This window comes from Pseudomonas fragi (genome assembly GCF_900105835.1).
GTDB lineage: Bacteria > Pseudomonadota > Gammaproteobacteria > Pseudomonadales > Pseudomonadaceae > Aquipseudomonas > Aquipseudomonas fragi.
Genome location: NZ_LT629783.1, coordinates 3299707 through 3320875, shown reverse-complemented (window position 1 = coordinate 3320875; position 21169 = coordinate 3299707). Strand labels below are relative to the sequence as shown.

The window sequence follows — 21169 nt, the reverse complement described above, 5'->3', positions numbered from 1 at the left end:
GGTAATCATCATGCGCACTTTTTTGCTTGTGTTGACCGTGTGCCTGCTCAGCGCCTGCGCCAGCACGCCGATCCCCCCGGCGAACCCCAGCATGGCCTGGGTCGACCTTGAAACCCAAACCGGCAAGCTGGTAATGGCCGAGCGCCTGGACAACCAACGCCTGACCGACGGCCGTTATTTTCAGGTGACGCCGGGCAGCCACGAGTTGATGGTGCGTTTTGATTTCGAGGTGTTTGTCGGCGGCATGGGCATGTTCAGCGATCCCCAGGAGCGCTTGTGCTACATCACGCTCAATTATCCGGGCTTCGAGGCCGGCCAGCGCTACCGCCTGCAAGCCCGCTCTCTGGGCTTCAATGCCTACGCCCGGCTGTACAACGCAACGGGCAAGGTGGTGGCCGAGGAGCGGCTGGTCAACTGCTTACCGTGACGCCTGGCGGTCATTATTCTGGTAGATGATTTTTTTGCTACCGAATTCGCACGAACCTACCACCATGTTCTCATCGTGAACTTCTTCATTGCTCACGATTTCGAGCGTATAGGACGACACGTTATTGGCTTGGATCTTGGCCTCAATTTCGGTCTTGAGTTCTTCACATGGCTTGGGGGCTGCCAGTACAGATGTGGCCATGGCGCAGCAAACAACAGCTAGAGCGAAACGTTTCATGGTGAGACTCCCTTGAGGCAGAACGCAAAGTCATGATCTGACGCCAGTGGCGACCATTCGATCACATTTGGCGCAGTGCAGGACTGATCTGTCGCAGCCGGGCATCAACTGTACCCCGCTTGCGGCAAGCGGGGTACAGGGGTGTCGTCAGCTCACCAGCGTAGCGTCGAGGGTGATTTTGGCGTTCAGCACCTTGGACACCGGGCAGCCTTCTTTGGCTTTGGTGGTCAGTTCGTCGAATTGCGCCTGGGTGGCACCGGGCACCTTGGCCTTGAGCACCAGATGCACGGCAGTGATGGCAAAGCCACCCTCCACTTGATCCAAGGTTACTTCAGCCGTGGTGTCGATACTGTCAGCCTTGAGCCCGGCATCACCGAGAATCATCGACAAGGCCATTGAGAAACAGCCTGCGTGGGCTGCGCCAATCAGCTCTTCGGGGTTGGTGCCCTTACCGCCTTCGAACCTCGCCTTGAAGCCATACGGCGCTTCACGCAGTACGCCGGTTTCAGTGGAGATGGAGCCGATGCCGGTTTTAAGGTCGCCTGCCCAATGAGCCGATGCTTTCTTTTTGATACTCATGCGTGCCTCCTGAAGAACGGCGCGAAGGTTTCACGCCTTGAATGAACTAGTGAGGGTAGTTCGCGCCACAAAGTTCACCCTATCGGACCAATCGTCATTTTTAGTCGCTCAATTCCCAGCCAACCATTGAAACTCGGGTATATGCCCATATTGCTGTAAACACTGGCAGGTCATGCGAGCACTCTGACCTGCATCCCACCTGGAGTAGCCGGCTGATGAAACGACTGTCTGACATCAAATTCTCGACCCTCGACCTGGTCCCTGTGCGCGAAAACGGCAGCGCAGCCCAGTCGTTGCGTAATTCGCTGGATCTGGCACAGCACGTGGAAAAGTTCGGCTACAACCGTTTTTGGGTCGCTGAACACCACAATATGGACGGCATCGCCAGCTCGGCGACCTCGGTGCTGATCGGTTATCTCGCCGGCGGCACTTCGACCATCCGTGTCGGTTCGGGCGGTGTGATGCTGCCCAACCATGCGCCCTTGGTGATCGCCGAACAGTTCGGCACCCTCGAAAGCCTGTACCCCGGCCGTATTGACCTGGGCCTGGGCCGCGCGCCCGGCTCGGACCAGATGACCGCCCGCGCCCTGCGCCGCGAGCGCTCGGGCAGTGCCGATGATTTTCCGCAGGATGTGGCCGAACTGCTGCGCTATCTGGGCACACGCACCCCCGACCAACGGATCATCGCCATGCCGGGCACCGGTACCCAGGTCCCGGTCTGGCTGCTGGGCTCCAGCCTGTACAGTGCGCAACTGGCCGGTGAAATGGGGTTGCCTTACGCCTTTGCTTCACATTTCGCACCGCGCCTTATGCATGAAGCGATTCGTGTCTATCGCAACCACTTCAAGCCTTCGGCGGTGCTGGACAAGCCTTATGTGATGCTTGGCGTGCCGCTGGTGGCTGCCGACACCGACGAGCAGGCCGAGTACCTGGCCACTTCGGTGTACCAGCGCATTCTGGCGCTGATGCGCGGGCAGAGCCTGGTACAGCGCCCGCCGGTGGAGACAATGGACGGTTTGTGGCTACCCCATGAAAAAGAGGCCGTCATGAGCTTTCTGGGCCTGGCGATGGTGGGCAGCCCGCAGAAAATCAAGGCCAAACTGGATGTGCTGGTTGAGCAGACCCAGGCCGATGAGCTGATCTTCACTAGTGACTTGTATGAGCATGCGGACCGCATTCATTCGTATGAATTGCTGTCGCAGGTGATGAAAGGGGCCTGACGCAAAGGGAAGTGTGGGAGCGGGCTTGCTCGCGATGGTATCGACGCGATTGATCTGAACCACCGCGGCGTGCACATCGCGAGCAAGCCCGCTCCCACAAGATTACTACTGCGCTGGACTTATCCGCGCTTGTAGACGATTTCTTTGGTGCCGGCTTCGCAAGAGCCCACTACTTTGCCGTCAGCGGCAGCACCTTTTTCCACGACAGTCAGCGAATAATGCTTGGCGCCATTGGCTTCAATCTTCGCCGCGATTTCGCTTTTCAGTTCTTCGCATGGCTTGCCCGCTGCGAACGCCGTTCCTGCCAGACTCAGCAAACCTACAGCCAATAAAATCTTTTTCATCGGTCACATTCCCCGGTCAAAACAAAAAGGGTGCAATGCGTACATGCCGCATTGCACCCAGACGGTGTAGCGGACTTTATGGCAAACGGCCAGTCCGCGGGTCAAAAGCCTTGCTTCAGATCAGCTGCTGGCGATGCGAAAGCCGACTTTGAGTGTCACTTGATAGTGCGCCACCTTGCCGTCCTTGATGTGCCCGCGCGTATCAACCACCTCGAACCACTCCAGATGCTTGATGCTTTTGTTGGCCTCGGCCAGTGCATTACTGATGGCGTCTTCTATGCTGGTCGGGGACGAGCCTACCAGTTCAACTTTCTTGTAGGTGTGATGGTCAGACATAACGTTCTCCTTTGTCGTAAATCAAAGCCTAGCAGCGATTGTGCTAAATACTTTGTAGGCAATTTGAAAGGAAAAGTTCAGGCCAACTGCACTTTCTGGAAACCGCGGAGTCGGACTTAACAAGCACCTCACTCACCAATGCAGGAGAGCCCTAATGGCTAGCAACTCTTTACGTAAAGCCTCATTGCAAAGCATGGAAGCAGAGATCGAGAGCCTGCTCAAGTCTCTGGAAAGCCTCAAGCACGACGCTTCTGACGAGTCCAAAAAGACCCTTGGCATCCTCAAGAACAACGCCGAGAACGCGCTCAAGCATTCGCGTCACCTGCTCAGCGATGCGCTGGAAGAAGTGAAGGACAAAACTCGCGAAACCGCGATCGCTACCCGCGAATACGCGCAAGAGCACCCGTACGCCACCGCTGGCGTTGCCATCGGCGCACTGGGTCTGCTGGCAGCCTTTCTGTTGTGCAAGCGCGGCAATTAATCTGCGCTGCGCGCAAGCTCTGCCTTGAGCCATTGCGCCAGTTGCCCGGCGCGCCCGTCTGCGGCGCGCTTGGGCAGCCATAACGTCAGCTGCGCCGGGGTTTCCTTGAAGCCCCAGGGTGCAGCCAGGCGTCCGGCTTGCAGGTCCTGGGCCACCAGCGGCTCGGGGGCAATCGCCACACCCAGCCCCGCAACGGCGGCTTCAAGCAAGTAGTACAAGTGCTCAAACCCCTGCCCGTATTGCAAATCCTTCGCCTCGATTGCGTTTTTTTGCGCCCAGCTCGGCCATGCCTGCGGCCGTGACGCGGTGTGCAACAAGGGTTCGCCAAGCAAGGCACTGGCCGGAGCGTTGCGCAATTGTTCGTAGTGCGCGTATCGCGGGCTGACCACCGGACCGATGCGCTCGCTGGCCAGTTCGTACACCTGCATATCGGCGGGCCACGGCGGCTCGGCAAACACCAGCAAAGCGTCAAGCCCGGGGCGACGCGGGTCAAGATCGCCTTCACCGGCCGAGAGGTGCAGGCGCAAGTCCGGCAAGTCGGCATTCAAGCGGCCCAGGCGCGGGATAAACCAGCGCGCCAGCAAACTGCCCGAACAGCCGAGCACGAAAGGGGCGTCGACCTGGCTTTGCGTGAGTTCAGCGCATACGTTGCGCAAGCGTTCAAAGGCTTCGCCGCTGGCATCACGCAGACGGATACCGGCCTCGGTGAGCTTTAGCCCGCGCCCTTCCTTAACGAACAGGCTCACCCCCAAGTGCTCTTCCAGCACTTTCAATTGCCGACTGACGGCACCGTGGGTGACGTGCAGCTGCTCGGCCGCCTGGCTGACGCTGCTCAGGCGGGCAGTGGCTTCAAAAGCGCGCAGGGCATTGAGGGGCGGGAGGTCGCGGCTCATGATATGTGTGAGTTTTCCTGACAGATTGTGGCGATCTTATCGGTTTTCATCCCGGGCTGTCACGGGTACAGTCAGGCCCATAGACCTTCGTAACTTTTTATCTGGAGCGTCACATGACTCAATCCACCTTGCGTACCGGCCCTGATGCCAATGGCCTGTTTGGCTCATTCGGCGGCCGTTATGTGGCTGAAACCCTGATGCCGCTGATCCTTGACCTGGATCGCGAGTACGAGCTGGCGAAAAAAGACCCTGAGTTCATCAAGGAACTGGCCTACTTCCAGCGCGATTATGTGGGCCGCCCAAGCCCGCTGTACTTCGCCGAGCGGCTGACCGAGTTCTGTGGCGGCGCCAAGATCTACCTCAAGCGCGAAGAGCTGAACCACACTGGCGCGCACAAGATCAACAACTGCATCGGCCAGATCCTGCTGGCACGGCGCATGGGCAAAAAACGCATCATCGCCGAGACCGGCGCCGGCATGCACGGCGTGGCCACCGCCACCGTCGCTGCGCGCTTTGGCCTGCAGTGCGTGATCTACATGGGCACCACCGACATCGAGCGCCAGCAGGCCAACGTGTTCCGCATGAAGCTGCTGGGCGCTGAAGTCATCCCCGTGGTGGCCGGCACCGGCACCCTGAAAGACGCGATGAACGAAGCCCTGCGCGACTGGGTAACCAACGTCGACAGCACCTTCTACCTGATCGGCACCGTGGCCGGCCCGCACCCGTATCCGGCGATGGTGCGCGACTTCCAGGCCGTGATCGGCAAGGAAACCCGCGACCAGATGCAAGCCCAGGAAGGCCGCCTGCCGGACAGCCTGGTGGCGTGCATCGGCGGTGGTTCCAACGCGATGGGCCTGTTCCATCCGTTCCTGGATGACACCAGCGTTGAAATCATCGGCGTGGAAGCGGCCGGCTACGGCATCGAAACCGGCAAGCACGCCGCCAGCCTCAATGGTGGCGAGCCGGGCGTGCTGCACGGCAACCGCACCTTCCTGCTGCAGGACGACGATGGCCAGATCATCGACGCCCACTCGATTTCCGCCGGCCTCGACTACCCCGGCATCGGCCCTGAGCACGCCTGGTTGCATGACATCGGTCGCGTCGAATACACCTCGGTGACCGACGCCGAAGCCCTGGATGCCTTCCACAAATGCTGCCGCCTTGAAGGCATCATCCCGGCCCTGGAAAGCGCCCACGCACTGGCCGAAGTGTTCAAGCGCGCCCCGACCCTGCCAGCCGATCACCTGATGGTGGTCAACCTTTCAGGCCGTGGCGACAAAGACATGCAAACCGTGATGCACCACATGGAACAGTCTCAACAGGAGCAACACTGATGAGCCGCCTGCAAACGCGCTTTACCGCACTCAAGGAACAAAACCGCGCAGCGCTGGTGACCTTTGTCACGGCCGGTGACCCGGATTACGACACTTCGCTGGCGATCCTCAAGGGCTTGCCGGCGGCGGGTGCCGATGTGATCGAACTGGGCATGCCCTTCACCGATCCGATGGCCGACGGCCCGGCGATTCAACTGGCCAACATCCGTGCGTTGGGCGCCAAGCAGAACCTGGCAAAAACCCTGCAGATGGTTCGTGAGTTTCGTACCGGTAACGACGACACTCCGCTGGTGCTGATGGGCTATTTCAACCCGATCCACCACTATGGCGTGGCGCGTTTTATTGCCGAAGCCAAAGAGTCGGGCGTCGATGGCCTGATCGTGGTCGACATGCCGCCAGAGCACAACGGCGAGCTGTGCGACCCGGCGCAGGCAGCGGGCCTGGACTTTATCCGCCTGACCACGCCAACCACGGACGACGTGCGCCTGCCGACCGTCCTGGCTGGCAGCTCGGGCTTTGTGTATTACGTTTCGGTGGCGGGCGTGACCGGTGCCGGTTCGGCCACCACTGAACAGGTGAGCGCGGCCATTGAGCGCCTGCGTCGCCATACCGATCTGCCGATCAGCGTAGGCTTTGGTATCCGTACCCCTGAACAGGCTGCGGCCATTGCGCGCCTGGCAGATGGCGTGGTGGTGGGTTCGGCATTGATCGACAAGATCGAAAATGCGGCAACGCCTGAGCAGGCGGTGGATGGTGTACTGAGCTTGTGTGCTGCGCTGGCTGAAGGCGTGCGCAGCGCTCGCTAGGTCAAGAGCGCCCTCACCCTAACCCTCTCCCGGAGGGAGAGGGTACTGACCGCACGCGGCCTCAAAATCCCCATAGATCAGCTCCCTCTCCCTCTGGGACAGGGCTGGGGTGAGGGCAAGAGGCCTGCGAAGTCTTACTTCTGTGTCCCGTCATCATGCAGCAGGTTGGCCTGGGTCAGGTTGCTGCCTGCCGGTACGCTGCGGGTCAGCCATACATTGCCACCAATGGTCGAACCCTGACCAATGGTGATACGCCCCAATATCGTCGCGCCCGCATAAATCACCACATCATCCTCAACGATAGGATGGCGTGGATGGCCTTTCTGCAATTGCCCCGACTCATCTGCCGGAAAGCGCTTGGCACCCAGGGTCACAGCCTGATAGATCCGCACACGTTCGCCGATGATCGCGGTTTCTCCGATCACAACACCCGTGCCGTGATCGATAAAGAAACTACGGCCAATCTGCGCGCCAGGGTGGATATCAATGCCGGTGGCCGAGTGTGCAATCTCTGCGCTGATGCGCGCCAGCAACGGCAGCCCTGCACGGTACAGATGATGGGCCAGACGGTGATGAATCACCGCCAGAATCCCTGGATAGCACAACAGCACCTCATCCACACTGCGCGCCGCCGGGTCACCGTGATAAGCCGCCAGGACGTCTGTGTCGAGGATGCTGCGCAAGCCGGGTAGCGCCAGGGCAAAATCCTGAATCAGCAAAGTCGCGGTTGCATCCACGCCCTCATCGGCCAACCCGCCCTGGCGAGCCACATAACGCAGCTCCAGGCGGGCCTGTTTGAGCAGCGCATTGAGCGCCACATCCAGGGTGTGGCCGACGTAAAAATCTTCGCTCTCTTCACGCAGGTCCACCGGGCCCAGACGCATCGGGAACAAGGCACCACACAGGGCCTCAAGAATTTCGGCCATTGCCGCACGGGATGGCAGCTCACGGCCCCCCTGTTCACCACTGACCCGGCCGTTCTGCGTGCGCCACTGGTTTCGCGCCGTGCGCAGCTGGCAGACGATGGCTTGCAATTGCCAAGGATTGGAACGATCACTCACGATGAATACTCCGCACGCTGGCGGCTGGATCGACCAGCCGCAAATTGGCAATGATTTTACGGTATCAAAACGTTTACGACTCGGGCAATCAACGCTTGGGCCGACGCCAGATGCGCCAGCTCACCACGGCGATAATCAGCAACGCCAGCCCACCCAGAATGGCCAGGCTCATGCTGTGGTAACTGAACAGCGGTTTTTCGATGCGCACATAACCTGGCTCGGCCAACAGCTCGCGCAGCGCTACGTTGGCCTGCTTGAGGCTGATGGCTTGCAACTGCCTGGCGGGGTCGGCGAAACGGCCCTCATCGTAGTCACCCAGGGATGCCCAGTAGTAGTCGGCCAACGCGCTGCTGCCTTGCACTGTCCAGGCCTGGCGGGAGATGGCGGTGTTTTTGAGCCGGGCAAAAATCTGCGGATCCAGCCCGTCCTTGAGCAGACGCGCCTTGAGTTGCTCGATCACCTGCCGGGCTTGCGCCACGTTCTCGCGCTCAAGGTCAGCATTGAGGCTTAAAAAGCTCACGCCACCAAATACTTCCCGCTCGGCCCAGGGACCGTAAGATAAGCCATGCTTGAGCCGCAGTTCGCTGTAGAGCGCCCACTCCAGATAATCACGCAGCAGGATCCAGGTTTCGTCGGACTGCCCTTCGATCACAGGTTCAGGGAACAGCCAATGCAAGGTCGCGGTATCCCCCACCACGCCCCGCACCAGTTCGCGCTCGGCCTCAGCCTTGGCATCAATCCCGGCCAGTGGCCGGTGCTCGCTGGGCTCAACCGGCTCAAGGGCGCCGTAAGTGCGCTCCAGATAGGCGGGCAGCAGCCGGTCAAGGTCGCCGACGATAATCAGCGTCATATTGTTGGGCGCATACCAGTTCTGGCGCACGGCCTCCAGTTGCTGACGCGTAAGATCGTGGACTTCGGCCCGCTCGGCGCATTTAAGGCCCAGCTCGACGGCCAGTTGATTACTGGCACTGTGGCCAAGGTCCTGGCGGTCGAGCCAGCGCTGTAAATGCGAATAATGGCCACCGTCTTCACGCTCGACCACTTGCTTGGCATCGTTAATGCGTTGTTCGGTCAATTGCGTGCGGGTCAGCAGACCCAGCAGCAGGTCGAGGATCTTGCGCTGGTTTTTGGCCGGGGCTTCGATCACAAAGGTGGTGTCGGCGCTGCTGGTAAAGGCGTTCCATTCGCCACCCAGGGCCTGCATGCGCTCCTCCAGGCCACCTTCGCCGGTGTCATCGATACCGCTGAAAAGCAGATGTTCCAGCAGATGGGGCAATTGCTGATCGGCACACGAAAAGTCGTCCAGGCCAACGCCCACCACCAAACGGATGGCCACATGTCCGCGATCGTTGTTGGGCTTGAGGATCAGTTGCAGGCCATTGGGCAGTTGGTAGCCCTCGACGCTGTAACGATCCAGAGCAAAACCTTGGGCTGCGCCAAGCAACAAACAGATAAACAGCAGGCAACGCATAAAAAATCCCTGAATTCTCGAATCCTTGAGCCCGTGCAGCTTAGTCGCTGCATAACGGCTGACAACAGCCCAACGTACAACGTTCAAGGCGAATGTTGCGTGTCGGCTGCGTCGTCCAGCTCCAGGGCCCCGGTTTCAGAGGTCTCCAGCACCACGTAAGCGCTGCCGCAAAACAGCGAGTTGAGGCGTTTCATATCCGCGATCAGCTCCAGGTGCATGGAACTGGTCTCGATACTTTGTGTGACTTTACGCTGCAAGCGACTCACATGGGCGTGGGCCAAACGCCGCTCCTGGGCGCGAAAACGGCGTTTTTCACGCAGCAACTGGCGGGCGCTTTGCAGGTCGGAGCTGAGAAAGACCGTGAGCCCAAGGCGCAGGTTTTCAATCAACTGGGTTTGCAGGCCCACCAGTTCCTCCAGCCCTGTTTCTGAAAACGAGCGGCGCTGCGAGGTTTTCTGCTGCTGGACTTTGCGCAGCATGCGCTCGATCACATCGCTGGCAAGCTTGAGGTTGATCGCCAATTCGATAATTTCGGCCCAGCGTCTACTGTCCTGTTCGCTCAAGTCCTCTCGCGGCATTTGCGCCAGATACAGTTTGACCGCGCTGTAGAGTATTTCGACTTCATCACTCAAGGTGCGCATTTCCTGGGTGATGGCGGTTTGCTTGCCGCGCAGAACGTCGAGCATATTGACCAACATGGTATCGATCAGGTCGCCAATGCGCAGGGTTTCGCGCACGGCGTTGGTCAGGGCCAGGCTCGGTGTATCAAGAGCAGCAGGGTCCAGATGGCGCGGTTTGGCGACGCCGTTGGCTTGCTCGCGTTCGGGCAGCAGCCAGGCACAAATACGCGCCATCAGGCCGACTGTGGGCAACATCAGGAAACAGCGGGCGGTGTTGTAGAGCAGGTGAAAGCCGATCACCAGCTCCTGGGCGCTGTAGCTCAGGCTGTCCATCCAGGCCACCAGCGGGTCGAGCACGGGCATGATCAGCAGCAAGCCAATCAGCTTGTACAGCAGGCTGCCCAAGGCCACCTGGCGGCCTGCCGCGTTCTGCATATTGGTACTGAGAAACGCCAGCACGCCGCTGCCGATATTGGCGCCAATCACCAGGCCGATGGCGACATGCAGGCTGATAACACCCGCACCGGCCAGGGTGGCGGTCAGCAGCACGGCCGCCAGGCTGGAGTAGGACACCATTGCGAACAGGGCGCCGACCAGAGCATCGAGCAGGATATCGCCGGTCAACGAAGCAAAAATCACCTTCACGCCCTGGGCATGGGTGATGGGTGTGGCAGCTTCGACGATCAGTTGCAGCGCCAGGATGATCAGGCCCAGGCCAATACCTACCCGCCCCAATTGCCCGGCGCGGGTTTGCTTGCGGGTCAAAAAGAAAATCACACCCAGGAAAATCAGCAGCGGCGACAGCCACGACAGGTCGAAGGTCAGCACCCGGGCCATCAATGCGGTCCCGACATCGGCGCCGAGCATGGTGGCCAAGGCAGGGGTCAGTGCCATCAACCCCTGGCCGACAAAGGACGTGACCAGCATGGCCGTGGCGTTGCTGCTTTGCACCATGGCCGTAACCACGATCCCGGCGACAAAGGCGAACATGCGCCGGGAGACGTTTTGCCCGATGACATGGCGCAGGTTGGTACCGTAGACCCGCAGGATGCCGGTTCGGACGATGTGCGTGCCCCAGATGAGCAAGGCCACGGCGGAAAGCAGATTGAGCAGGGTCAGCATGCTGGCTCCCTGTATTGGATGTGTCTAAGGATCAGATAGCTGCGGGCCGTTCCTACAGATGTTTCTTAAGATGTAGTCGGCAAATGAGCAGAGCGCCAGCATCGCATAGCTGGCGGAGGGTTGAAACTCTTCTGGACAATGCTGAACCTGTGGGAGCGGGCTTGCCCGCGATGGCTTCGACACGGTTTAACTCAAACACCGCGTCGCTTGCATCGCGAGCAAGCCCGCTCCCACAGGGGGGGGTTACAGCGTGCTGAACACCGGGAACGTCCCCAGCAGCAGCGCCGCAACCATGATGACCAGGCACACCAGGATCGCCCACTTGAGGGTGAAACGCTGGTGGTCGCCAAACTCGATGCCAGCCAGGGCCACCAGCAGGTAGGTAGAAGGCACCAGCGGGCTGAGCAAATGCACTGGCTGACCCACAATCGAGGCACGGGCCATTTCGGCGGCGGTAATGCCGTAGTGGCTGGCAGCTTCGGCCAATACAGGCAGTACGCCGTAGTAGAACGCATCATTGGACATAAAGAAGGTAAACGGCATGCTCACCAGCGCGGTAATCACCGCCAGATACGGCCCGAGCGCCGGTGGAATCACCGCCAGCAGGCTCTTGGACATGGCATCGACCATGCCGGTGCCCGACAGGATGCCGGTAAAGATACCCGCCGCAAAAATCAGCCCGACCACCGCCAGTACGCTGCCAGCGTGGGCCGCGACGCGGTCTTTTTGCTGCTGCAGGCACGGGTAGTTGACGATCATCGCGATACTGAACGCGACCATAAACAGCACGGGCAAAGGCAGCAGGCCAGCAATGAGCGCAACCATCAGCGCCAGGGTCAACGCACCGTTGAACCAGATCAGTTTTGGTCGACGGGCATCCGGGTACTGGGAAACGCTGATTTCGCTGTGGTCGATTTCGTCACCGTGCAGGTGCAACTCACCCAGGCGCGCACGCTCGCGTTTGCCGTAGAACCACGCGATAACCAGGATCGCCGCGCAGCCTGCGAGCATGGCCGGGATCATCGGCACAAAGATGTCCGACGGGTCGACATGCAGCGCACTCGCCGCGCGGGCGGTCGGGCCGCCCCAGGGTGTCATGTTCATCACGCCACCCGCCAGGATGATCAGGCCGGCCATGATCCGCGGGCTCATGCCAATGCGGCTGTAGAGCGGCAGCATGGCGGCCACGCAAATCATGTAGGTGGTCGCGCCGTCACCATCCAGGGACACCACCAGCGCCAGCACCGCCGTGCCCACCGAGATTTTCAGCGGGTCGCCCTTGACCAGCTTGAGGATCTTGCGCACCGCCGGGTCAAACAGGCCGGAGTCGATCATCAGGGCAAAGTAGAGGATGGCGAACATCAGCATCACCCCGGTCGGGGCCAGCTTGGTGATGCCTTCGAGCATCATCGGGCCTATTTTTGGCGCAAAACCGCCGAAAATGGCAAACAGGATGGGTACCAGAATCAGGGCGATCAGGGCAGATAGGCGCTTGGTCATGATCAGGTACATAAATGTAATGACCATGGCAAAGCCAAGGAAGGTCAGCATAACAGTCACCATTATTGTTGTAGTAAGGCTCTGACCGCGTGTTTTACGCGTGGCAGGCCAACCGGTCTGTTGCCGGTAATGACTCGATGCTAGAGGGGAATACTTTCAGCCAGCTTTCGCTTGTAAAAATTCTTACAGGAGAGGGAGGGGATATTTGCACTACCCATGTGGGAGCGGGCTTGCTCGCGATGGAGTCGACACGGTTCAACGGATGGACCGCATCGTTTGTATCGCGAGCAAGCCCGCTCCCACAGGTTGTGTGGCGGTCAGTCCAGCTTCAGGACCTTGGCCAATACGATTTTCGGGCCTTTCATCTTTTTGATGATGATGCGCAGGCCTTCGACTTCCAGTTGCTCTTCTTCTGCAGGCACCCGCTTGAGGGTGTCGTAGATCAGGCCTGCGACGGTTTCGGCTTCAACGTGGTCCAGGTCTACACCCAGCAGGCGTTCGATCTTGAACAGCGGCGTGTCGCCGCGTACCAGCAGCTTGCCCGGCTGATACGAGAGGATGCCGCGCTCGGCCTTGCGGTGTTCGTCCTGGATATCACCCACCAGCACTTCGAGCACGTCTTCCATCGTCAGGTAACCCACGACCTTGCCGTCAGCCTCTTCAACCAGGGCAAAGTGCGCGCCGCCCTTGCGGAACTGCTCCAGCAACTGGCTCAGCGGCATGTGCCGCGACACGCGCTCCAGCGGCCGGGTCAGTTCTTCAAGGTTGAAGGTTTCGGGCAGGTGATCGAGGTCGGCCAACTCCAGCAGCAGGTCCTTGATATGCAACAAACCGACAAAGGTGTTGGTGTCAGCATCGTAGACCGGGTAGCGGCTGAACTTGTGGCGACGGAACAGCGCGAGGATTTCCTTGAGCGGTGCCTTGGAGTCCAGGGTCACCAGGTCTTCGCGGGAGTTGGCCCAGTCGACCACTTCCAGCTCGCCCATTTCCACGGCCGACGCCAGCACGCGCATGCCCTGGTCGCTCGGGTCCTGGCCACGGCTGGAGTGCAGGATCAGCTTGAGTTCTTCACGGCTATAAGCGTGATCATGATGGGCACCTGGCTCGCCCTGGCCGGCAATACGCAAGATCGCGTTGGCGCTGGCGTTGAGCAGGTAAATCGCCGGGTACATGGCCCAGTAGAACAGGTACAGCGGCACGGCGGTCCACAGCGACAGGGTCTCGGGCTTGCGGATGGCCCACGACTTGGGTGCCAGCTCACCGACCACGATGTGCAGGTAGGAAATGATAAAGAAGGCGGTAAAGAACGATACGCCCTTGATCACTTCCGGCGACGATACGCCAATAGCGCCCAGCAGCGGCTCCAGGATGTGCGCAAACGCCGGTTCGCCGACCCAGCCCAGGCCCAGCGAGGCCAGGGTAATACCCAGCTGGCAGGCAGACAGGTAGGCGTCGAGCTGATTATGTACGGTGCGCAGGATTTGCCCGCGCCAGCCGTTGTCTTCGGCAATTGCCTCAACCCGGGTGGAGCGCAATTTGACCATGGCGAATTCAGCCGCAACGAAAAAACCGTTGAGCAGTACCAGGATCAGAGCAAAAAGAATCATGCCGAAGTCGGCGAAGAGTGTCGCGAGGGTCAAGCCAGGGGAAGGGTCCATGATGGAGTTTTACGGGTTCCGTCGTTACAGATAGGGAGATATGGCCAAACAATGTAACGGCTGATGTAGCCCTTGCCTAGTGGGAAAGGGCTACAGGGCCTAGTCGACCAGCGACTTTTGCTGAGGTTTTGCCACCTGAACGGGTGGGAAATGGCAGGTGAACGTACTGCCGTGCCCCAACACACTGCTGATCTCCAGCCGCGCACGGTGGCGCAGCAGCACATGCTTGACGATGGCCAGCCCCAGCCCGGTGCCGCCGGTGTTGGCGTTGCGGCTGGAATCGACGCGGTAGAAACGTTCGGTCAGGCGCGGCAAGTGCTTGTTGTCGATCCCCACCCCCGAGTCCTGCACGCTCAGGTGCGCGCCCGCGCTGTCTGCCCACCAGCGAATGCGCACGCTGCCGCCATCGGGGGTGTATTTGACGGCGTTGAACACCAGGTTGGAGAAGGCGCTGCGCAATTCGGCTTCGCTGCCCTTGAGCGCGCAATCGGCTTCGACGTCGAGGGTGATGGTCTGGTTGCGCTGGCCGGACAACGCCTGGGCGTCGCTCTTGATCGAGCGCAGCAAGCTGTCGACGGCCACCGGCTGGTTGTCCGAGGGGTAATCGGTGGCCTCCAGCTTGGCCAGCAGCAGCAGGTCGTTGAGCAGGGTCTGCATGCGCTCGCCCTGTTGTTGCATCTGCGACAGCGGGCGCTTCCAGCGCGGGTTCACGTCGTCGACGTTATCGAGCAGGGTTTCGAGATAACCACAGATCACCGTCAACGGCGTTCGCAGTTCGTGGGACACGTTGGCGATAAAGTCTTTGCGCATCTGCTCCAGCTGATGAATGCGCGTCACGTCGCGCACCAGCATCAGGTGTTCGTTGTTGCCGTAGCGGGTGATGTAGAGCTGGATGCGCAAGTGATCGTTGACCGGCGAGGGGATATCCAGCGGTTCGCCGTAATTGCCTTGCTCGAAGTATTCCTTGAAGCGCGGGTGGCGTACCAGGTTGGTCACTGGCTGGCCGCTGTCCTGCGGAGTCTTGAGGCCCAACAGGGTCTCTGCGGCGAGGTTCCACCACTCCAGGTTGCCGTCGCTGTCGAGCATGATGACCGCGTCCTTGAGCGCGGCCGTGGACTCCTGCACGCGATCGATCACCGCTTGCAGCCGCCCGCGCACCCGCTGGTCGCGGCGCTGCAGGTGGTAGATGCTGTCGAATACCTCACCCCACAGACCGTAGCCATCGGGCGGCGCTTCGTCGGGTTTGTGCTGGCGCAGCCATTCGTGCAGGCGCAGCAACTGCTTGAGAGTCCAGCCCAGGTAGAACGCCAGGCCAATGGCCAGGCTCCAGCCGTAATAACCACTGATCAGGCCGACCACCAGGCAGGCAGCGACCAGAAGCAACAAATGGCGAATCAGAGTGCCATGCCAGTTTTGATTCACGTCGCGCGGGTCCTTGCTTGCCGTTGAGTCAGAAAAAGCCGGTATCAGGCCTTGGTCGAAAACCGGTAACCGGTGCCACGCACGGTTTGTACCAGATTTTCGTAGGCCTCACCGAGGGCTTTGCGCAGGCGACGGATATGCACGTCCACGGTGCGTTCCTCCACATACACATTGCCGCCCCAGACCTGATCGAGCAACTGGCCGCGGGTGTAGGCACGCTCCTGGTGGGTCATGAAGAATTGCAGCAGGCGGTATTCGGTAGGTCCCATTTCGGCCGGGGTGCCGTCGATGGTCACGCGGTGGCTGATGGGGTCGAGCAGCAAGCCGCCGATCTCGATCGGCGATTCAGCATCGGCCGGGCCGGCGCGGCGCAGCACGGCCTTGAGGCGAGCCACCAGTTCACGCGGCGAAAACGGTTTGGTGATGTAGTCATCAGCGCCCACTTCCAGGCCCTGAATCTTGTTGTCCTCCTCACCTTTAGCCGTAAGCATGATGATGGGAATATCACTGGTCAGCTCTTCGCGCTTGAGGCGACGGGCCAGTTCAATGCCCGAAGTACCGCCGGGCAGCATCCAGTCGAGCAGGATCAGGTCCGGTTTACGGTCCACGATAATGGCATGGGCATCCTGGGCATTATCGGCTTCAAGGCAATCGTAGCCCGCCATTTCCAGGGCCACGGCGATCATCTCGCGAATTGGCGCCTCGTCATCAACGATCAAAATGCTCCTGCCAACCATGCCGTAATCCTCTCGTCATTAAACTGTCTTGTGGCGCATTAGATAACGCAATTATTGCAGTCGTGTGACAGCTTTGGGGATTGGCCGCGCGCTAACAGTTAGTGAACTACGCTTTAGGTTCAAATCGTACAACCACAAAAAGGACGATTCCGATGACCTCTAGCTCGTTTTCCCTAAAGACATTGCTGTTGGCCGCAGCTTTTGCCTTGCCAGGACTGGCGTATGCGGCTGAACCGGCAATGACCAAGGACGGCATGCTCGTTGACCACAAAGGCATGACGCTCTACACCTTCGCCAAGGATGCGGGCGGCAAATCCATGTGCAATGACAAGTGCGCAGCCAACTGGCCGCCACTGGCCGCCGAAAGCACGGCGATGGACATGGGCAAGTGGACCGCCATCAAGCGCGATGACGGCCATATGCAATGGGCCTACGACGGCAAGCCGCTGTACACCTTCGTGATGGACAAAAAGGCTGGCGACATGACCGGCGACGGCAAGATGGACGGGGCCTGGAAGGTGGCCAAGCCTTAGGACTTCTGTAGCAGTTGACGAGTAGAACGAGGCTACGTCCGGCTGCGCAGCAGTCGTAAAACCAGACACCTGCGGTGTGCCAGTTGGACCCGACCCCGGGCTTCACGGCCGCTACGCAGCCGGACGCAGCCTCGCTCCGCGAGTCAGCTGCTACAAAGAGCCCTTGACCGGCAACCGAGTATCTACAAGGAGTATCCATAAAAAAACCTCGCCTCCCGGTCACGGGGGGCGAGGTTTTTTGTGACGCTGCTTTAAACGGCGCTGGTCGACTGCGGACGACGCACGTCCGGCTGCTTCCAGGACTCGGCCGCCGATTCGTCGATGGCCTGCTGGATCGCCTTTTTGCGGTGTTCTTCAGCACGGCGGCTGAAGAACCACACCATAAAGGTCACCAGCGATACCGCCAGCAAAATCAGGCTGGCCACGGCGTTGATCTCGGGTTTAACCCCCAGACGCACCGCCGAGAACACTTCCATCGGCAGGGTCGTCGACCCCGGGCCCGACACAAAGCTGGCCAGCACCAGGTCATCCAGCGACAGGGCAAAGGACATCATCGCCCCCGCCGCCAAGGACGGCGCAATCATAGGGATGGTGATCAAAAAGAACACCTTCCACGGCTTGGCACCCAGGTCCATTGCCGCTTCTTCGATCGACAGGTCCAGTTCACGCAAACGCGACGACACCACCACCGCCACATAGGCCGAGCAGAACGTCGTGTGGGCGATCCAGATGGTCACCAGGCCACGTTCCTGCGGCCAGCCAATCATCTGCGCCATGGCCACGAACAGCAGCAACAGCGACAGACCGGTAATCACCTCGGGCATCACCAGCGGCGCCGTCACCAGGCCGCCAAACAGCGTGCGGCCCTTGAAGCGGCTGATACGGGTCAGCACGAAGGCCGCCAACGTACCCAGCGCCACCGCAGCAATCGCCGTGTACAGGGCGATTTCCAGCGAGCGCATTACCGAGCCCATCAGTTGCGTGTTGTCCAGCAGGCCCACGTACCACTTCAACGACCAGCCGCCCCACACCGTCACCAGCTTGGAGGCGTTGAACGAGTAGATCACCAGGATCAGCATCGGCAGGTAGATGAACAACAGCCCCGCGACCAACATGAAGCTAGAAAAACGGAAGCGATTCATATCTTGCCCTCCAGCTCTTTAGCCTGGCTGCGGTTGAACAGAATGATGGGCACGATCAGGATCGCCAGCATGACCACGGCAAGCGCAGACGCTACCGGCCAGTCACGGTTGTTGAAGAACTCTTGCCACAACACTTTACCGATCATCAGGGTTTCCGGGCCGCCGAGCAGTTCCGGAATCACGAACTCGCCCACCACCGGGATAAACACCAGCATGCAGCCGGCGATAATGCCGTTTTTCGACAGCGGCACGGTGATCTTCCAGAAGCTGTTGAACGTGCTCGAACCCAGGTCAGACGCGGCTTCCAGCAGGCTGGTGTCGTGCTTCACAAGGTTGGCGTACAGCGGCAGGATCATAAACGGCAGGTACGAATACACAATGCCGATATACACCGCGATATTGGTGTTGAGGATCTGCAGGGGCTCGCTGATCCAGCCCATCGACATCAGGAAGCCATTGAGCAGGCCGTTATTGCTGAGGATGCCCATCCACGCGTAAACGCGGATCAGGATCGCGGTCCAGGTCGGCATCATGATCAGCAGCACCAGCACGGTCTGCATCTCTTTGCGCGCATTGGCGATGGCATAGGCCATCGGGTAACCGATCAGCAGGCACAGCAGCGTGCTGAAGAACGCCATCTTCAGCGAGCCCAGGTAAGCGGCGATATACAACTCATCGTCACCCAGCATGGCGTAGTTGCCCAGGTTCAGCAGTACCTGAATCTTCTGGTCAACGTAGCTGTAGATCTCGGTGTACGGCGGAATCGCGACGTCCGCTTCGGCGAAGCTGATCTTCAGGACAATGAAGAACGGCAGCATGAAAAACAGAAACAGCCACAGGAATGGAATCCCGATGACCATATGGCGGCCACCGGGGGTTATTCGTTGCAGTCGGCGTTTGAGTTTTCGCATGTTCATGAGCGCAGTACCACGCCGCTGTCGTCTTCCCACCACACGTAGACTTCGTCATCCCAGGTCGGGCGCGCGCCACGGCGTTCGGCGTTGGCCACGAACGACTGCACCAGTTTGCCGCTCGGCAGCTCGACGTAGAACACCGAGTGCCCGCCCAGGTAAGCGATGTCATGCACCTTGCCGCGCGACCAGTTGTATTCGCAGGTCGGCTTTTCAGTGGTAACCAGCATTTTTTCCGGGCGAATGGCGTAGGTGGTGTGCTTGTCTTCCACCGAGGTGCTCACGCCGTGACCGACGTAGATGTCGTTCTCCAGCTCCGGGCACTTGATGCGCGCATAGCCTTCAGCGTCATCGACCACTTCGCCGTCGAACAGGTTGACGTTGCCGATAAATTCGCACACCAGGCGGCTGACCGGGGTTTCGTAAATGTCGATCGGGCTGCCGATCTGGGCAATCCAGCCCAAATGCATGATCGCAATACGCTGGGCCATGGTCATGGCCTCTTCCTGGTCGTGAGTCACCATCACGCAGGTCACGCCCACGCGCTCGATGATTTCCACCAGTTCGAGCTGCATTTGCGAACGCAGTTTTTTATCCAGCGCGCCCATCGGCTCATCGAGCAGCAGCAGTTTCGGGCGCTTGGCCAGCGAACGGGCCAGGGCCACACGCTGACGCTGACCACCGGACAACTGATGGGGTTTGCGCTTGGCGTACTGGCTCATATGAACCAGCTTGAGCATCTCGCCCACGCGGGCATCGATCTCGGCATTGGACATTTTGTCCTGCTTGAGGCCGAAGGCGATGTTTTGCGCCACCGTCATATGCGGGAACAGGGCATAGGACTGGAACATCATGTTGATCGGCCGCTCATAAGGCGGCATATCCGTAATGTCCACGCCATCGAGGAAAATACGGCCCTCAGTCGGGCGCTCGAAACCGGCGAGCATGCGCAGCAAGGTGGACTTGCCCGATCCCGATCCGCCGAGCAGGGCGAAGATTTCGCCCTTGTTGATTTCCAGGGACACATCGTCCACCGCAATCGTCTCGTCGAATTTCTTCGTGACCCGGTCGATTTTGACCAGCACCTGCTTGGGTGTCTGGTCGCCCTCGAGGGCTTTCTTATAGGCGCCGGAGGCAACAGCCATTACGTAACTCCCAACAAATTTAGCAGCCCGGCCTTGATGGTCGGGCCTTGGATAGGTGGTCTTGCGAGATTACTTGCCCGTTTTGACCTTGGTCCATGTACGCGTCATCAGACGCTGGATCTTGGGGGGCAACTCGGTTGAGACGTATGTCTTGTCCAGCACCGCCTGGGTTGGGTAAACCGCTTCGTCGGTACGAATGGACTCATCCATCACCTTGTCGGCCGCCGGGTTAGGGTTGGCATAGCCGACATAGTCACTGACCTGAGCGATCACTTCAGGCTTGAGCAGGTAGTTGATGAACGTGTGGGCCTCCTTGACGTTGCTGGAATCCTTGGGGATGGCCAGCATGTCAAACCACAGGGCGCCGCCCTCCTTGGGCACGATATAGGCGATATTCACGCCTTTTTTTGCATCCTCGGCACGCGCCTTGGCCTGGAACACATCACCGGAAAAGCCAATCGCAACGCAGATGTTGCCGTTGGCCAGGTCGGAAATGTATTTGGAAGAGTGGAAGTAGGTGACGTATGGACGCACCGACATCAGGACTTCTTCAGCTTTCTTGTAGTCCTTTGGGTTGGTGCTGTTGGCATCCAGGCCCAGGTAGTTAAGGACAGTAGGCAGCATCTCGTCAGCCGAATCCAGGAAGGCTACACCGCATTTAGTCAGCTTCTTCATGTTCTCGGGTTTGAATACGGCATCCCAGGAGTCGATGCTGTCGACACCCAGTACTTCTTTGACTTTATCGACGTTGTAGCCAATCCCGTTGGTGCCCCACAGGTACGGCACGGCGTACTGGTTGCCCGGATCGTTGGCCTGCAGGCGCTTGAGCAGGGCAGGGTCGAGGTTGGAATAGTTCGGCAGTTGCGAAAGGTCGAGCTTCTGGAACGCACCCGCCTTGATCTGCTTGCCCAGGAAGTGGTTAGACGGAACGACCACGTCATAACCGGTACGCCCGGCCAGCAGTTTGCCTTCCAGGGTTTCGTTGGAATCGAAAACGTCATAGATGGGCTTGATGCCGGTCGCGGCTTCAAAATCAGCCAGCGTGTTCGGCGCAATGTAGTCCGACCAGTTGTAAATATGCACCGTGGGCGCCGCTTGTACGCTGACGGCAAGCGTCAAACCAGCTCCGACCAGCAAGGTCTTGCGAAACAGAGATATAGACACGTGATGGTCCTCTAAATAGTTGGGCC

At 59.6% G+C, this 21169-nt stretch carries 22 protein-coding genes; 6 read left to right on the top strand and 16 right to left on the bottom strand.

The window, feature by feature from the left end; translation table 11 throughout:
* The first annotated feature begins 10 nt into the window (after positions 1-10).
* On the top strand, positions 11-427 hold the full coding sequence (locus BLU25_RS15115; RefSeq protein ID WP_016782793.1) for a PA0061/PA0062 family lipoprotein: 417 nt from the start codon (positions 11-13) through the stop codon (positions 425-427).
* On the opposite strand, the gene BLU25_RS15110 is transcribed toward BLU25_RS15115, so the two are convergent.
* Together BLU25_RS15110 and BLU25_RS15105 are read right to left on the bottom strand one after the other, a co-directional pair.
* Positions 419-664: a DUF1161 domain-containing protein gene (locus tag BLU25_RS15110; protein ID WP_029611642.1), complete on the bottom strand. Its 246-nt coding sequence runs from the start codon at positions 662-664 to the stop codon at positions 419-421. The genes BLU25_RS15115 and BLU25_RS15110 overlap by 9 nt on opposite strands.
* Before the next feature lie 147 nt (positions 665-811).
* Positions 812-1243, bottom strand: coding sequence for an OsmC family protein (locus tag BLU25_RS15105; protein ID WP_016782795.1), 432 nt, complete (start codon positions 1241-1243; stop codon positions 812-814).
* Between the two features lie 215 nt (positions 1244-1458).
* Between BLU25_RS15105 and BLU25_RS15100 the strand changes: the two genes are divergently transcribed.
* The gene (locus BLU25_RS15100; RefSeq protein ID WP_016782796.1) at positions 1459-2463 is read left to right on the top strand and encodes an LLM class flavin-dependent oxidoreductase; all 1005 of its coding nucleotides are present in this window, start codon (positions 1459-1461) and stop codon (positions 2461-2463) included.
* Between the two features lie 119 nt (positions 2464-2582).
* Here BLU25_RS15100 and BLU25_RS15095 read toward each other — a convergent pair whose 3' ends face one another.
* Together BLU25_RS15095 and BLU25_RS15090 are read right to left on the bottom strand one after the other, a co-directional pair.
* On the bottom strand, positions 2583-2807 hold the full coding sequence (locus BLU25_RS15095; RefSeq protein WP_083369703.1) for a DUF1161 domain-containing protein: 225 nt from the start codon (positions 2805-2807) through the stop codon (positions 2583-2585).
* A gap of 120 nt (positions 2808-2927) precedes the next feature.
* On the bottom strand, positions 2928-3143 hold the full coding sequence (locus tag BLU25_RS15090; protein ID WP_016782798.1) for a dodecin: 216 nt from the start codon (positions 3141-3143) through the stop codon (positions 2928-2930).
* 154 nt (positions 3144-3297) lie between these two features.
* Between BLU25_RS15090 and BLU25_RS15085 the strand changes: the two genes are divergently transcribed.
* Positions 3298-3624 (top strand): ElaB/YgaM/YqjD family protein, encoded by a 327-nt coding sequence (locus BLU25_RS15085; RefSeq protein ID WP_016782799.1) that lies wholly within the window; start codon positions 3298-3300, stop codon positions 3622-3624.
* Here the strand turns inward: BLU25_RS15085 and BLU25_RS15080 are convergent.
* On the bottom strand, positions 3621-4517 hold the full coding sequence (locus BLU25_RS15080) for a LysR family transcriptional regulator (protein ID WP_016782800.1): 897 nt from the start codon (positions 4515-4517) through the stop codon (positions 3621-3623). The two genes, BLU25_RS15085 and BLU25_RS15080, sit on opposite strands and share 4 nt — an antisense overlap.
* A 113-nt stretch (positions 4518-4630) precedes the next feature.
* Between BLU25_RS15080 and trpB the strand changes: the two genes are divergently transcribed.
* Together trpB and trpA are read left to right on the top strand one after the other, a co-directional pair.
* Complete coding sequence (trpB, locus tag BLU25_RS15075) at positions 4631-5851, top strand: tryptophan synthase subunit beta (RefSeq protein WP_016782801.1); 1221 nt, start codon at positions 4631-4633, stop codon at positions 5849-5851.
* Positions 5851-6657 carry a tryptophan synthase subunit alpha gene (gene trpA, locus BLU25_RS15070; RefSeq protein ID WP_016782802.1) on the top strand — a complete coding sequence of 269 codons (807 nt, stop codon included), beginning with the start codon at positions 5851-5853 and terminating at the stop codon, positions 6655-6657. The genes trpB and trpA overlap by 1 nt, the downstream gene beginning before the upstream one ends.
* Before the next feature lie 134 nt (positions 6658-6791).
* Here the strand turns inward: trpA and epsC are convergent, their stop codons facing one another.
* From epsC to phoB, 7 genes are all read right to left on the bottom strand, one after another.
* On the bottom strand, positions 6792-7718 hold the full coding sequence (epsC, locus tag BLU25_RS15065) for a serine O-acetyltransferase EpsC (RefSeq protein ID WP_083369702.1): 927 nt from the start codon (positions 7716-7718) through the stop codon (positions 6792-6794).
* An 88-nt stretch (positions 7719-7806) separates the two neighbouring features.
* Positions 7807-9189: a M16 family metallopeptidase gene (locus tag BLU25_RS15060; protein WP_016782804.1), complete on the bottom strand. Its 1383-nt coding sequence runs from the start codon at positions 9187-9189 to the stop codon at positions 7807-7809.
* Positions 9190-9272: 83 nt separating this feature from the next.
* The gene (locus tag BLU25_RS15055) at positions 9273-10931 is read right to left on the bottom strand and encodes a Na/Pi cotransporter family protein (RefSeq protein WP_016782805.1); all 1659 of its coding nucleotides are present in this window, start codon (positions 10929-10931) and stop codon (positions 9273-9275) included.
* Positions 10932-11174: 243 nt separating this feature from the next.
* Entirely contained in the window at positions 11175-12482 is a 1308-nt protein-coding gene (locus tag BLU25_RS15050) for a CitMHS family transporter (RefSeq protein ID WP_016782806.1), read from the bottom strand.
* Positions 12483-12748: 266 nt separating this feature from the next.
* Entirely contained in the window at positions 12749-14089 is a 1341-nt protein-coding gene (locus tag BLU25_RS15045; RefSeq protein WP_016782807.1) for a hemolysin family protein, read from the bottom strand.
* 99 nt (positions 14090-14188) lie between these two features.
* Positions 14189-15511 (bottom strand): phosphate regulon sensor histidine kinase PhoR, encoded by a 1323-nt coding sequence (gene phoR, locus BLU25_RS15040; RefSeq protein ID WP_016782808.1) that lies wholly within the window; start codon positions 15509-15511, stop codon positions 14189-14191.
* Between the two features lie 44 nt (positions 15512-15555).
* On the bottom strand, positions 15556-16248 hold the full coding sequence (gene phoB, locus BLU25_RS15035) for a phosphate regulon transcriptional regulator PhoB (RefSeq protein WP_016782809.1): 693 nt from the start codon (positions 16246-16248) through the stop codon (positions 15556-15558).
* Between the two features lie 152 nt (positions 16249-16400).
* On the opposite strand from phoB, the gene BLU25_RS15030 reads away from it, so the two are divergent.
* Positions 16401-16781, top strand: coding sequence for a COG4315 family predicted lipoprotein (locus BLU25_RS15030; protein WP_016782810.1), 381 nt, complete (start codon positions 16401-16403; stop codon positions 16779-16781).
* A 251-nt stretch (positions 16782-17032) separates the two neighbouring features.
* On the opposite strand, the gene BLU25_RS15025 is transcribed toward BLU25_RS15030, so the two are convergent.
* The 4 genes from BLU25_RS15025 to BLU25_RS15010 form a co-directional block, all read right to left on the bottom strand.
* Complete coding sequence (locus BLU25_RS15025) at positions 17033-17923, bottom strand: ABC transporter permease subunit (protein ID WP_016782811.1); 891 nt, start codon at positions 17921-17923, stop codon at positions 17033-17035.
* On the bottom strand, positions 17920-18840 hold the full coding sequence (locus tag BLU25_RS15020) for an ABC transporter permease subunit (protein ID WP_029611643.1): 921 nt from the start codon (positions 18838-18840) through the stop codon (positions 17920-17922). Before BLU25_RS15020 ends, BLU25_RS15025 begins: the two co-directional genes overlap by 4 nt.
* Positions 18837-19979, bottom strand: coding sequence for a polyamine ABC transporter ATP-binding protein (gene potA / locus BLU25_RS15015; RefSeq protein WP_016782813.1), 1143 nt, complete (start codon positions 19977-19979; stop codon positions 18837-18839). The genes BLU25_RS15020 and potA overlap by 4 nt, the downstream gene beginning before the upstream one ends.
* A gap of 69 nt (positions 19980-20048) precedes the next feature.
* The gene (locus BLU25_RS15010; RefSeq protein WP_029611644.1) at positions 20049-21143 is read right to left on the bottom strand and encodes a polyamine ABC transporter substrate-binding protein; all 1095 of its coding nucleotides are present in this window, start codon (positions 21141-21143) and stop codon (positions 20049-20051) included.
* Positions 21144-21169: the final 26 nt, after the last annotated feature.